At 73.2% G+C, this 13285-nt stretch carries 8 protein-coding genes; 5 read left to right on the top strand and 3 right to left on the bottom strand.

Translation table 11 applies throughout. From position 1 onward, the window contains the following. Positions 1 to 208 precede the first annotated feature (208 nt). Positions 209 to 1093 carry an oxygenase MpaB family protein gene (locus ACIRPX_RS36935; protein ID WP_404203575.1) on the top strand — a complete coding sequence of 295 codons (885 nt, stop codon included), beginning with the start codon at positions 209 to 211 and terminating at the stop codon, positions 1091 to 1093. A 1-nt stretch (position 1094) separates the two neighbouring features. On the opposite strand, the gene ACIRPX_RS36940 is transcribed toward ACIRPX_RS36935, so the two are convergent. Then, the gene (locus ACIRPX_RS36940) at positions 1095 to 2198 is read right to left on the bottom strand and encodes a P1 family peptidase (RefSeq protein ID WP_404203577.1); all 1104 of its coding nucleotides are present in this window, start codon (positions 2196 to 2198) and stop codon (positions 1095 to 1097) included. 49 nt (positions 2199 to 2247) lie between these two features. Continuing rightward, positions 2248 to 2691, bottom strand: a complete 444-nt coding sequence (locus tag ACIRPX_RS36945) for an ATP-binding protein (protein WP_404203579.1) — start codon at positions 2689 to 2691, stop codon at positions 2248 to 2250. A gap of 227 nt (positions 2692 to 2918) precedes the next feature. Here ACIRPX_RS36945 and ACIRPX_RS36950 point away from each other — a divergent pair, with 227 nt between their 5' ends. The 4 genes from ACIRPX_RS36950 to ACIRPX_RS36965 all read left to right on the top strand — a co-directional run bounded on the left by ACIRPX_RS36950 (position 2919) and on the right by ACIRPX_RS36965 (position 12288). Then, positions 2919 to 3284 (top strand): STAS domain-containing protein, encoded by a 366-nt coding sequence (locus tag ACIRPX_RS36950; RefSeq protein ID WP_404203581.1) that lies wholly within the window; start codon positions 2919 to 2921, stop codon positions 3282 to 3284. A 311-nt stretch (positions 3285 to 3595) separates the two neighbouring features. Then, entirely contained in the window at positions 3596 to 7867 is a 4272-nt protein-coding gene (locus ACIRPX_RS36955) for a HAMP domain-containing protein (protein WP_404203583.1), read from the top strand. A 73-nt stretch (positions 7868 to 7940) separates the two neighbouring features. After that, positions 7941 to 10418 carry a SpoIIE family protein phosphatase gene (locus tag ACIRPX_RS36960; RefSeq protein ID WP_404203585.1) on the top strand — a complete coding sequence of 826 codons (2478 nt, stop codon included), beginning with the start codon at positions 7941 to 7943 and terminating at the stop codon, positions 10416 to 10418. 145 nt (positions 10419 to 10563) lie between these two features. Then, a complete protein-coding gene (locus ACIRPX_RS36965) occupies positions 10564 to 12288 on the top strand; it encodes a SpoIIE family protein phosphatase (protein WP_404203587.1) in 1725 nt (574 codons plus the stop codon). A gap of 72 nt (positions 12289 to 12360) precedes the next feature. On the opposite strand, the gene ACIRPX_RS36970 is transcribed toward ACIRPX_RS36965, so the two are convergent. Next, positions 12361 to 13224, bottom strand: coding sequence for an LLM class flavin-dependent oxidoreductase (locus ACIRPX_RS36970; protein ID WP_404203589.1), 864 nt, complete (start codon positions 13222 to 13224; stop codon positions 12361 to 12363). Between the last annotated feature and the right edge of the window lie 61 nt (positions 13225 to 13285).

Genomic DNA, 13285 nt, shown 5'->3' on the forward strand with positions numbered 1-13285 from the left:
GGGGGGGGGGTGGGGGGGGGTGTGGTGGGGGGGCGGGCGGGGGGGCCGGGGGGGCCCCGGGGGGGGGGGGCCCCGGGGGCCCCCCCCCCCGCCCATGTCCGGCACGTCTGCCCCCCGTACCCGCGCGCCGCCGTCCGCGCGACACTGGACACCGTCGGCCCGTGGCACACAGCGACGGGGCCGACCGAGCAGGAAGGGCCCCGCGCCGATGAGAATCGTCCAGTTGGGAACGTCCGGTGTGTCCGGTCTACGAGGTCAGCTCGGCAGAGGGCTCTTCACCCGCGTCGCCGGCCCCGACGGCCCGCGCAACCGCGCCCGCATCCACGAAACCCCTGGTCCACGCTGGTTCGAGCCCGAGCGCCCGGTCCGCCGCGTGCACGGGGACGCCTCGATGTTCATCGGCGGGCTCTCCGCGCTCCTGCTGCAGTCCCTCCACCCCCTGGCCATGGCGGCCGTGGCGGCCCACTCCGGCTACCGCGGCGACCCGTGGGGCCGGCTCCAGCGCACCAGCACCTTCCTCGCGACGACGACCTACGGAACGGCCGAGCACGCGGAGCAGATCTGCGAACAGGTCCGGTCCGTCCACGAGCGCATTCACGGATTCACCGCCGACGGAGACGAATACCACGCCGCCGACCCGCATCTGCTCGGCTGGGTGCACGCGGCCGAGATCGACAGTTTCCTGCGCGCACATCAGCGCTACGGAATGAATCCCCTTTCCGACGAGGGCTGCGACGGCTACATCGCCGACACCGCCCGCATCGCCACCGAATTGGGTGTGCCCGACCCGCCCCGCAATCGCGCGGAACTCGCCGAGCTGTTCGCCTCGTACCGACCGGAACTGCGCGCCACCACCCAGGCACGCGAGGCCGCCCGCTTCCTGCTCCTGAACCCGCCCGTCCCGCTCGCCGCCCGCCTCCCCTACGGCGTCCTGGCCGCGAACGCCGTCTCCCTGCTCCCCGACTGGGCCGCGCGGCAACTGCGCCTCGTGAGGCTCCCGGTCGTCGACGAGTGGTGCGTCCGGCCGCTGGGAAGCGCCGTCACGTCGGCGGTCCGCTGGGCGATGGCGCCGGCCCGCCCGACGACGTCCTGACCTACGCGCCCGGCCGCTCGCTCCTCTCGCACTCCTCGGCCGCCGCGTCCCGAAGCAGCGCGAGCAGGGGTGCCGCGGGCAGGGGGTGGCGCGTGTGACCGCGCGGTCCCGTGGTGGTCGTAGCCGTCAGAAGGGCGTTGAGAACGGCCTCCTCCACGGCGTCGAGCGCGGCGGCGAAGAGCGGGTCGAGGTCGTCGTCGCGGACGACGGCCGGGCCCGCGGGTGTGCCCAGGGGCCGGGTGCCGAAGGCGAGGCCGTAGTCGCCGCTGCCGTGGCCGTAGGCGGCACCCACCCGGGCCAGGGCGTAGACGCCGCGGCGGGCCAGGCGCGTCAGCTGGCGCGCGTCCAGCGGCGCGTCGGTGGCGGCCACCACCATGCAGGATCCGGTCTCGGGGGCCGGGCCCGCGAGCGGCAGACCCACGTCGGCGGGCGTGACCGTGCGGCCCCGTACCCGCAGCGTGCCGCCGAAATTGGCCTGCACCAGCACACCGAGGGTGATCTCCCGGCCGGCGAGCGGCAGCCGCCGCGAGGACGTGCCGATGCCGGACTTGAAACCGAGCGCGGTCAGCCCGGTGCCGCCGCCGACGCAGCCCTCGGCGAGCAGGCCGCCGGACGCCTCGTCGAGCGCGGCGCGCACGTGCTCCTCCCGCACCGGACGCGACCTGATGTCGGACAGGAGACCGTCGTTGCACTCCCCCACCACCGGGTTCACGCTCCGGACGTCCGCGGTGCCGGGCCGTTCCAGCATCCAGCCCACCAGGGCGTCCGCCACCCGGAACGCGGACAGCGTCGAGGTGAGCAGGACCGGGGTCTCCAGCGCGCCGAGCTCGGCGATCTGGGTGGCGCCGATCAGCTTGCCGTAGCCGTTGCCCGCGAACACCCCGGCGGGCAGGGGGCTGCCGGGACCCACCCCGTCCGGCACGATCGCGGTGACCCCGCTGTGCACCTCGGGAGGGCGGATCAGCGTGGTGTGCCCGACCCGGACCCCGGGCACGTCCGTGAGGGCGTTGTGCGGACCCGTCGGCAGCCCGCCGACGGCCAGCCCGAGGGCGCGGGCTCTGCCGCGGGCCGCCGGCCCTGGTGAACTGGGATCGTGCGCGCGCATGTCCCGCACGGTAGCGGCACGCCGCCACTGCCGCGGGGAGCGGGCCTGGTCAGTCCGTGAAGCGCCGCAGCGGACCGTCGGGGTCGTCGACCAGGGCGAGCCGGACCGTGAGGCGTTTGCCCACGGGCTCGCGGCGCGCCTCGAAGCTCTGCACGACCGCCATCACGATCTCCAGGCCGTGCTGCCCCACCCGTCCGCTGTCGGCGGCGCGGGCGAACGGCAGCGTCGGATCGGAGTCCCACACCTCGATGTCCACCGCCCCGTCGCCGATGTGCAGGTGCAGCAGCACCGGGCCGGGGGCGTACTTGAGCGCGTTGGTGACCAGCTCGCTGACGACCAGTTGCGCCAGGTCGACGGCACGGTCCGAGACCGTCAGCCCGCTCTCGGACCGGGCCCGGTTCAGGAAGTCCAGCGTCCGGTTCCGCGCGCCGGCGATGCAGCCGTCGGCCCCGTCGAGAGCGATGGACACGTCGGCTGGTGCGGTATCCGGCATGCGGGAACTCTCCTCGGGCGAGACTGGCGCTCTGCCGGTGATCTGCAGTACCCCGTTCATGGCCGCGCGGCTACCCCGCAATATGCGCGTTACTCCTGTGGCGCGGCCCACAGGTTCGTCATGGTTGTGCATCGCCCTCGCCTTCTCGGGGCAATCGTTGGCAGCAGAGGGGCGATCGTCGGCACCAGCGACGTGACACAGCCGGACCGAGTGCGCAGAGGACGCGAGTGGCAGACAACAAGGAAACAGTGGGGCGCGGCCAGTTGTCGGTGGCCGGCAGCGAGATCGACGGCATCACCGTGCTCGGCCTGCGTGGCGAGGTCGACTACCAGAGCGTGGGCGCCCTGACCCGGGCCATGCCGGCGCCGGACCCCGCCGACGGCCGCCGGGTCGTGGTGGACATGAGCGGGGTGACGTTCATGGACAGCAGCGGGGTCAACGCCTTGATCGCCGCCCATCAGGCCATGCAGGGCCCGCAGGGGTGGCTGCGCCTCGCGGGGGTGCGGGGCGCGGTGCTGCGCACCGTGCAGCTGGTGGGACTCGACACCCTCGTCAGCTGCCACGCGACCGTCGAGGACGCCATCGCGGCGTGACGCCAGCGGCGGCGGGCCCCCGCGTCGCCCCGTCGCGCGCCGACCGCCGCGTCGCGCCCTTGCCGCCGAACCGGGCCGAGTACCCCTGAGTCGCTGCGTCATGCCATTTTCGCGGCTCCTTCTTCTCGCCGGATCGCGGCCCTCGCACCGGGCTTTGTCGCCGGACGCAACTGGGTTAATCTGCGATCGATTTCTCATCCGGCCGCCCCGTCGAAAACGGGATCGCCGCTGGTGAGCGGGGCTTTACGGCTCCGTCTCGGTTCCGAGTCCCTGGGGTGGGGACTCTTGGGGAGCGGAACGAGGGTGCACGCATGACGGGCAGACCGACGGACGTGCGGGTGCAGGCCCCCGGCGAGCAGGAGCTGCGGCAGCTGCTGGCCGGGTTGACCGCGGTGCGGGACGGTGACTTCGGGACCCGGCTGCCGTCGGACGGCACGGGGCTGCTCGGCGACATCGCCACGGTCTTCAACGGCATGGTCGACCAGCTGTCCGTGTTCACGTCCGAGGTGACGCGTGTCGCGCGCGAGGTGGGCACCGAGGGCACCCTGGGCGGGCAGGCGGAGGTGCCCGGGGTCTCGGGCACCTGGGCGGACCTGACCGACTCGGTCAACGCCATGGCGGGCAACCTGACCGCGCAGGTCCGCGACATCGCGCAGGTGGCGACCGCGGTGGCCAGGGGCGACCTGTCGCAGAAGATCGACGTGCCCGCCCACGGCGAGATCCTGCAGCTCAAGGAGACCGTCAACACCATGGTCGACCAGCTGTCGTCGTTCGCCGCCGAGGTCACCCGCGTGGCCCGCGAGGTCGGCAGCGAGGGACGGCTCGGCGGCCAGGCGCAGGTCCCCGGTGTGGGCGGTGTCTGGCGCGACCTCACCGATTCGGTCAACTTCATGGCCGGAAACCTGACCGCGCAGGTCCGCAACGTCGCCCAGGTGACCACGGCGGTGGCACAGGGCGACCTCTCCCAGAAGATCACCGTCGACGCCCGCGGCGAGATCCTCGAACTCAAGAACACCATCAACACGATGGTCGACCAGCTCTCCGCCTTCGCCGACGAGGTCACCCGCGTCGCCCGCGAGGTCGGCACCGAAGGACGCCTCGGCGGCCAGGCCGACGTCAAGGGCGTGAAGGGCACCTGGCGCGACCTCACGGACTCCGTGAACTTCATGGGCGGCAACCTGACCGCGCAGGTCCGCAACGTCGCCCAGGTGGCCACCGCGGTGGCACAGGGCGACCTCTCCCAGAAGATCACCGTCGACGCCCGCGGCGAGATCCTCGAACTCAAGAACACCATCAACACGATGGTCGACCAGCTCTCCGCCTTCGCCGACGAGGTCACCCGCGTCGCCCGCGAGGTCGGCACCGAGGGCGATCTCGGAGGACAGGCGACCGTGCGGGGCGTGTCGGGCACCTGGAAGGACCTGACCGACAACGTCAACGTCATGGCGTCCAACCTGACCGGGCAGGTCCGCTCGATCGCCCAGGTCGCCGCGGCCGTCGCGCGCGGCGACCTCTCGCAGCGGATCACCGTCGAGGCCAAGGGCGAGGTCGCCGCCCTGGCGGACGTCATCAACACCATGGTCGACACGCTGTCCGCGTTCGCCGACGAGGTCACCCGCGTCGCCCGCGAGGTCGGCACCGAAGGACGCCTCGGCGGCCAGGCCCAGGTGCCGAACGTGGCCGGCACCTGGAAGGACCTGACCGACAACGTCAATTCGATGGCGAACAACCTCACCGGGCAGGTGCGGAACATCGCCCTGGTGACGACCGCGGTGGCGGGCGGCGACCTGTCGAAGAAGATCGACGTCGACGCCCGCGGCGAGATCCTGGAGCTCAAGACCACCATCAACACGATGGTCGACCAGTTGTCGTCGTTCGCCGCCGAGGTCACCCGCGTCGCCCGCGAGGTCGGCAGCGAGGGGCGGCTCGGCGGCCAGGCCGAGGTCGAGGGCGTCGAGGGCACCTGGAAGCGGCTGACGGAGAACGTCAACGAACTGGCCGGCAACCTCACCCGGCAGGTGCGCGCGATCGCCGAGGTCGCGAGCGCCGTCGCCGAGGGCGATCTGACGCGCTCGATCAACGTGGAGGCGTCCGGGGAGGTCGCCGAGCTCAAGGACAACATCAACTCCATGGTGGAGTCCCTGCGCGAGACCACGCGGGCCAACCAGGAGCAGGACTGGCTCAAGACCAACCTCGCCCGTATCTCCGGTCTGATGCAGGGCCACCGCGACCTGCCCGTGGTTGCCGAGCTGATCATGGACGAGCTCACGCCGCTGGTCTCGGCCCAGTACGGCGCCTGCTACCTCGCCGAGGACACCGAACGCGGCCCCGAACTGCGGCTGGTGGGCTCGTACGGCAGTCCCGACGACACCGCGCGGCCCACTCGTATCCGTGTCGGCCACTCCCTCGTCGGCCAGGCGGCGCGCAGCCGCCGCCCCGTCACCGTCGAGGAGCTGCCCGAGGGGTACGTCACCATTTCCTCCGGCCTCGGACAGGCGGTGCCCCGGGCGCTGACGGTCCTGCCCATCGTGGTCGAGGAGCAGGTCCTCGGTGTCATCGAGCTGGCCTCGCTGACCCGCTTCACCCAGATCCACCAGGACTTCCTCGCGCAGCTGATGCCGACCATCGGCGTCAACCTGAACACCATCGTCGCCAACGTGCGCACCGACGAGCTGCTGGACGAGTCCCAGCGCCTGACCGCCGAACTCCAGGCACGCTCCGAGGAGTTGCAGGTCCAGCAGGACGAACTCCAGCGCTCCAACGCCGAACTGGAGGAGAAGGCCTCCCTGCTGGCCTCGCAGAACCGCGACATCGAGGCCAAGAACCTCCAGATCGAGCAGGCGCGGCAGGAGCTGGAGACCCGGGCGCAGCAGCTCTCGCTGGCCTCCAAGTACAAGTCGGAGTTCCTGGCCAACATGAGCCACGAACTGCGCACCCCGCTCAACAGCCTGCTGATCCTGGCCCAGTTGCTGGCCCAGAACCCCTCCCGCAACCTCACCCCGAAGCAGGTCGAGTACGCGGGCATCATCCACTCGGCGGGCTCGGACCTGCTGCAGCTGATCAACGACATCCTGGACCTGTCGAAGGTCGAGGCCGGCAAGATGGACCTGGCTCCCGAGCGGGTCCCGCTGCGTCAGCTGCTGGAGTACGTCGAGGCGACGTTCCGGCCGATGACGACGCAGAAGAGCCTGGACTTCACCGTGGCCACCGCGCCCGGCACCCCGGCCGATCTGCTCACGGACGACTCCCGGCTGCGTCAGGTCCTGCGCAACCTGCTGTCGAACGCGGTGAAGTTCACCGAGCAGGGCGGTGTGGAGCTGCGGATCGAGCCCGCCGCCGACCGCGAGGTGCCGCCGGGCGTGCACCGTGGCGGCCCCGTCGTGGCGTTCCGGGTCAAGGACACCGGCATCGGCATCCCGCAGCAGCAACTGGAGACGATCTTCGGGGCGTTCCAGCAGGCGGACGGCACGACCAGCCGCAAGTACGGCGGCACCGGCCTCGGTCTGTCCATCACCCGGGAGATCGCCCAGCTGCTGGGCGGCGCCGTCACCGTGGACAGCACCCCGGGCAGGGGCAGCACCTTCACGCTCCATCTCCCGGTGGCCCGGGAGGACTTCGAGGAGCTGCTGGACCCGGCCGACCGCACGGCGGAGCAGCCGCGGGCCGTGTCCGCCGCCGGGAAGGCGCCCGCGCCCCGGGCGCTCGCCGCGCCCGCGCCGCCGGCCCAGGAGCGCCGCAGGCGCCGTCTGCTGGTGATCGAGGAACGTCCGCGCGGTCTGCTCAGCCTCGTCGCCGAGCGTGCGGTCGCGGACATGGCGCAGGGCCACGACGATCCGCACGCGGCGGTCGACATCATCACCGCCGTCGGCGCCCAGGAGGCGGCCGGCATGCTGGCGGCCGACCCCTGCCACTGCGTCGTCCTCGAACTGGGCACGCCCGACGACGAGGGCGCGGACTTCCTCGCGGCCATGCGCGGCGACTCGGCGCTGGCCAGCGTGCCCGTGCTCGTGCACACCGGTCACCGCGTGGACCTGGCCCAGGAGCAGGCGCTGCGCGCCCGTGCGGGCGACCGGCCGCTGGACTTCCTGCCCAGCCTGGACGAGTTGCGTGAGCGCATCACCCTGCATCTGTCCGCCGAGCAGCCGGGCGACGTGCTGTCGCTGGTGCGTGCCGAGGAGCAGCCGCCCGCCCAGGTCGTGGACGACTCCTTCCTCGGCCGGACGGTCCTCGTGGTCGATGACGACGCGCGCAACCTGTTCGCCCTCAGCGGGGTGCTGGAGCTGCACGGCTTCCGGGTCCTGCACGCGGACAACGGCCGCGAGGGCATCGAGATGCTGCTGGCCCACCCCGACGTCTGCCTGGTCCTGATGGACGTGATGATGCCGGAGATGGACGGCTACGCGGCCACGGAGGAGATCCGCTCCCTGCCCCAGTACGCAAGGCTGCCCATCATCGCGGTCACCGCGAAGGCCATGCCGGGCGACCAGGAGAAGAGCCTCGCCTCCGGGGCGAACGACTACGTCACCAAACCCGTCGACACGAGCGACCTCATGGCCCGCGTCGGACGCTGGCTGTCCGTGTGACCGGCCCCCGCACCGCGCCCACCCGCCGACCTCGTGACGTCCTCGGACGTACCAGCCCAGGAACTGGCAGACCGTGAGTGATCTCCGTCAACCGCCCGACCCGCAGGCGGCCCAGGCCGCGGCGGGAGCACAGCCCGCACCCCAGGGCGCGGGTCCGGCCGGCCGCGCGCCCGCGGGCAGCGGTGACCAGGACGGCGTCGCGCCGTCGTCCTCCGTCGGCCGGCTCGCGGCGACCGTGGAGCGGCTGCGCCGCGAAGTGCGGGCGGCGCAGGCCGAGGCGGACGGGCGCGCCCTGATCGAACTGGCCAAGGGCATCCTCGTCGAGCGGCTGGCGTGCGGGCCCGCCCAGGCCGCGCGGCAGCTCGCCGAACTCACCGAGCAGGCGGGGGTCACACCGCTCGAGTTCGCCGTCGAGGTGATCAACCAGGCGGCCCGCGACCGGCTTTCGGAGGTGACCGCCGCCTTCCTCGCGGCCACCGCGGCGCCCGCCGACCCCGCGGACCCGCCGGACGGACGCACCTCCGCCGTACGGCTGCGGGCGGCCGAGAGCGCCGCGCTGGCGGCCCATGACGCCCAGGCCGTCGCCGACTCGCTGCTGGAACACGCCCTGACCCCGCTGGGCGCGGAGGCGGTGGCCATCTGGGCCCTCGGGGCCGACGGTTCGCTCACCCTGGCGGGCAGCGCCGGGTTCTCCCCCGCCGAGGCCGGACGCTGGCGCCATGTGCCGCCGGGGGTGACCACCGTGGCGCGGCGCGGCCTCGCCGAGCGCAGCGGGCAGTGGATCAGGAGCCTGTCCGGGACCGGGCTGCCCTCCATCGGGCAGCACCACCGTCCCGAGGGCGGCCGGGTCGCCGTACCGGCCGGGGTGGGCGGGCGCATCCACGGCGTGCTGGAGATCGCCTGGCCCGCGCCGCTGGACAGCCCTCCGGCGCCGATCGTCCGCCAGATCGAGGCGCTGGCGGAGCTGTGCGCGCACACGTTGGAGACGTGCGCCCCGCAGTGCCCGGGCGAGGACGCCGGCCCGCGCGTCCTGCCGGACGTCGCCGAGCTCATGGACCTGGCCGACGGGCTGCACGACCCGGCGCTGGTGCTCGTGCCGCACCTGGACGCCGGCGGCGAGCTCGTCGACTTCCGCATCCTGCACGCCAATATCCACTTCCTGGACCCCGCGGGGCGGCCGCGGGGCGCCGTCAACGGCGCCCTGCTCCTGGAGGCGTACCCGCTGGCCGCCGGCCAGAGCGAGCTGTTCGAGCGGACGGAGCGCGTCTACGCCACCGGCGAGCCCTACCGCGCCCGCCGGATGCGCCTGACCGCCCTGGTGGACGATGTGCCGCTGGCCGCGGTGGCCGACATCAACATCAGCCGGCACGGCGGCAGTGTGCTGCTCATCTGGCGCATCGAGGACGAGACGGCCCGGCTGGCGAGCCTGCTGCAGCACGCCCAGCGGCTGGGCCGGATCGGCGGCTTCGAGGAGAACCTCCTCACCGGTGAGATCACCTGGAACGGCCAGCTGTACCACCTCTACGGCAAGCCCGCCGCCAGCGGCCCGGTGCGGCTGGAGGACCTGCCCGCGCACGCGCATCCCGACGACGCGGTCGCCATCGGCCGGTTCCTGCGCGCCCTGCTCCACCACCGGCGTGCCGCCTCGGCGGCCTTCCGCCTGCAGCGCCCCGACGGCGTCACCCGCCACATCCGTGTCGTGGGCGAACCGGTGCTGGACTCGGACGGCCAGCTGTACGCCGTACGCGGCGCCTACCAGGACATCTCCGCCCACCACTGGACCGAGGTGGCCCTCGCCGCGACCCGGGACCAGCTCGCCCAGAGCGAGCAGCAGTCCAGTGAGCGCAACCGCCTCGCCCTCCAGCTGCAGCACGCCATCATGCCGCCCGCGCAGGCCCCGCTGGCGGTGCCGGGGCTCCAGGTGGCCGTCCGCTACCGGCCCGCGGAGACCCAGCACCTGGTCGGCGGCGACTGGTACGACGCGGTCGTCCTGCCGTCGCGGCTGGTCCTGCTGTGCGTGGGCGACGTGGCCGGGCACGGCATCGAGGCGGCCACCACCATGGTCGTCCTGCGCAACGCGCTGCGCGGTCTCGCCGTGACCGGTGCCGGACCGGGCCAGCTGCTGTCCTGGCTCAACATGGTGGCGCACCATCTGACCGGCGCCGTCACCGCCACCGCCGTCTGCGGCCTCTACGACCCCGAGCGCAACACCCTGAGGTGGGCGCGGGCCGGCCATCTGCCGCCCGTCCTGGTGCGCGGCACGGAGGCGGCCGCGCTGCCGCTGGTCGGCGGGATGCTGCTGGGCGCGGTCCCGGAGGCCGCGTACCAGGAGCACGAGGTCCAGCTCGCCGGCGGTGACACCCTGCTCATGTACACGGACGGCCTGATCGAGCGCCGTGACCGGTCCGTCCAGGAGTCCCTGGCCCAGCTGCTGACGGCCGCCCGCGCGGTGCAGCCCACGCTGGACCAGCAGCTGGACCGGCTGCTGGTGCACAGCAGGTCCGACACCGACGACGACACCTGCATCGTGGGCATCCGGGTGGCGCCGTGACGCCCGGCTGCCGGGTGGGCGCCCGTGACGCGGGTACCGGGGACCCGGAGGATGTGCGGCGCACGCTCAGGGGGGCACCTGTGAAGCGCACGCGGACGGCCGCGGCGGGACCGGACGGCGGCCCCATCGGCGAGGAGACGGAGCCATGACGGCGCACAAGGAGACGCAGGCCGCACGGAAGCGACCCGTGCGGCCCGTCTCCGCCGACCTCCAGCGCGTGCTGCGGGCCATCGGGACCGGGGCCTACGTCGTCGACGAGGAGGGCCGCATCCTCAGCGTCAACGGGCAGGCCGAACAGCTGCTGGGCCTGTCCGCCGACCGTCTCGTCGGCCACGACGCGCACGATCTGCTGCACCGCGGGCCCCACGGCCGCCCGCTGCCGCGCACCCAGTGCAGCATGCGGCAGGCGTTCCACGCCGGGCGCACCGCCCAGGCCGACGAGGACTACTTCGCCCGGGCGGACGGCGGCCTGCTCCGCATCTCCTGGCTGATCACCCCGTACGTCTGCGGGGACGGCGACGACTGCACGCTCGTCGTCTTCCACCCCGTCGAGCCCGCACCGGACGCCGACGCGCCCGGGGAGCCGGTCGCCGCGTCCCTCACCGAGCTCGAACGGCTGGCCCTGCTGGCCGAGACCACCACCCAGCTGACCTCGACCCTCGACGTAGACGAGGCGCTGCGCCGGCTGGTGGGCCTGGTGGTGCCCAGGCTGGCGGACTGGGCGATCGTCGATCTGATCACCGAACGCGACGAGGTGTGGCGCACCGTCGTGGTGCACGCCGAGGGCGGGACCCTGGTGCACCGCGAGGACCTGCAGGGCCCGATGCCCCCGGTCCCGCAGCGGTCGCAGATGCCGCTGTCCAGGGCCCTGCGCGGTGTCGCCTCCACGCTGGCCGGGCCGCGGACCTACGACCGGGCACCCGACTCCGGCATCGCGGTCGAGCAGCGTCATCTCTTCGACGCCACCGGAATGCACTCCGTGGCCATCGCGCCCATCCGCAGCACCCGTGAGGTTCTGGGCGCCCTGACCGCGGGCCGCTGCGAGAACCCGCTGTCCTTCACCGCCGCCGACCTTCCCCTGATCGAGGACATCGCGCGCCGCGCCGGGCTGGCCCTGGACAACGCCCGCCTGTACCAGCGGCAGCGCAAGGTCGCCGAGACCATGCAGAACCATCTGCTGCCGCAGATGCCGGGCGTGCCGGACCTGCAGATGACCGCCCGCTATCTGCCCGCACCCCACGCCTCACAGGTCGGCGGCGACTGGTACGACGCCTTCCCGCTGTCCGACGGCTCGACCGCCCTGGCCATCGGCGACGTCGTCGGCCACGACCTGGAGGCCGCGGCGGGCATGGCGCAGGTACGCAACATGCTGCGCGCCTACGCCTGGTCCCAGGACGAGGCGCCCAGCCGGATCGTCGAACGGCTCGATGAGGCCATCCAGCACATCACGGACGTCTCCATGGCCACGATGATCTTCGCGCGGATCGACGCGGCCGAGGACGGCACATGGCACCTGTCCTGGACCAACGCGGGCCATCCGCCGCCGTTGCTGATCAGCCCGGACGGCATGGCCCACTACCTCACCACCGGCCACGGCCTCCTCCTGGGCACCGGGGTGGACCGGGAACGCCCCGACGCGACGGCCGGCCTGCCGCCCGGTTCCACGCTCGTGCTGTACACCGACGGCCTCGTCGAGGACCCCGGCCACAGCCTCGACGTGGGCCTCGACCGGCTGCGCCGGCACGCCGCCGCCCTGGTCCACCGTCCCCTGGCCGCGTTCACCGACCAGCTGCTGCGCCGTGTCCGCCCCGAACGCAACGACGACGACGTGGCCCTGCTGGCCCTGCGCATCCCCGACCGCGAGGAGTGACGTCACCCGCTGCCCCGGCCGTGCGGACGCCGAGGAACCGCGGCCGGGTGAGAGGCCGGCCGCGGCTGCCGGTCAGGCGATCGCCTCGGCGAGCAGCTCGATCTGCTCCAGGCCCGAGCCGGTCGGGACGAAGATGAGCTCGTCGCAGCCGCTCGACTCGAAGGCGGCGGCGTAGGACCTGACCATGTCCGGGGTCACCGCGGCGCTCGCGGCGATCTGGCCGGCGACGTCGCCGAGGAAGCCGTAGTAGTCCAGGAGATAACCGTCGGCCTGGGCGCGGGCGTCGGGCCCGAGCCCGAAGTAGGCCAGGGACAGCTTGCGGGGTGCGCCCGAGCGGCCGGCGTCCCGCCAGGCGGCGTCCACTCCGGCCGCCGCCTGGGCGAACATGTCCGGCGAGCCGCCGCCCATGATCCAGCCGTCGCCCAGCTCGGCCACCCGCCGGAAGCTGGCCTCGGTCCCGCCGCCCAGGATCAGCTCGGGACCGCCGTCGCGCACGGGCCTGGGCCCGATCCCGCCGGCGATCCCGCGCCTGTCCCCGGCCCAGATCCGCTTCATCTCCTGGATCTGCTCCTCGAAGCGGCGCCCTCGGCCCTTGGTGGACAGCCCGCTGGCCGCGAAGTCGTCGTCCCGCCCGCCGAGGCCCACTCCGAGCACGAAGCGTCCGCCGGAGATCCGTTCCAGGGAGGCCGCCTGTTTGGCCAGCAGGGCGGCGTTCGTGTGGAGCGGTGCGAGGAGCACGCTCGTCGTCAGACGGATTCTGCTGGTGACGGCGGCGGCCGCGCTGAGGGCGATCAGCTCCTCGTAACCCTGGTACACGAGCCGGCCGATCGTGCCGAGAGTGCTGAATCCCGCGCCCTCCGCCTGCCGGGCCCAGTCCAGCAGCCTGGCCGGCTCGGTACCGGGAACCGTGTTGGGAAGGCCGATTCCGATGTCCATCCGTTCCTCCGGTCGTAGGCAACTCGCTCGACGCCCATCATGCGCACAGGCACCGTGCGGA

It is taken from the genome of Streptomyces sp. NPDC101225 (assembly GCF_044767585.1).
Taxonomy (GTDB): Bacteria; Actinomycetota; Actinomycetes; order Streptomycetales; family Streptomycetaceae; genus Streptomyces.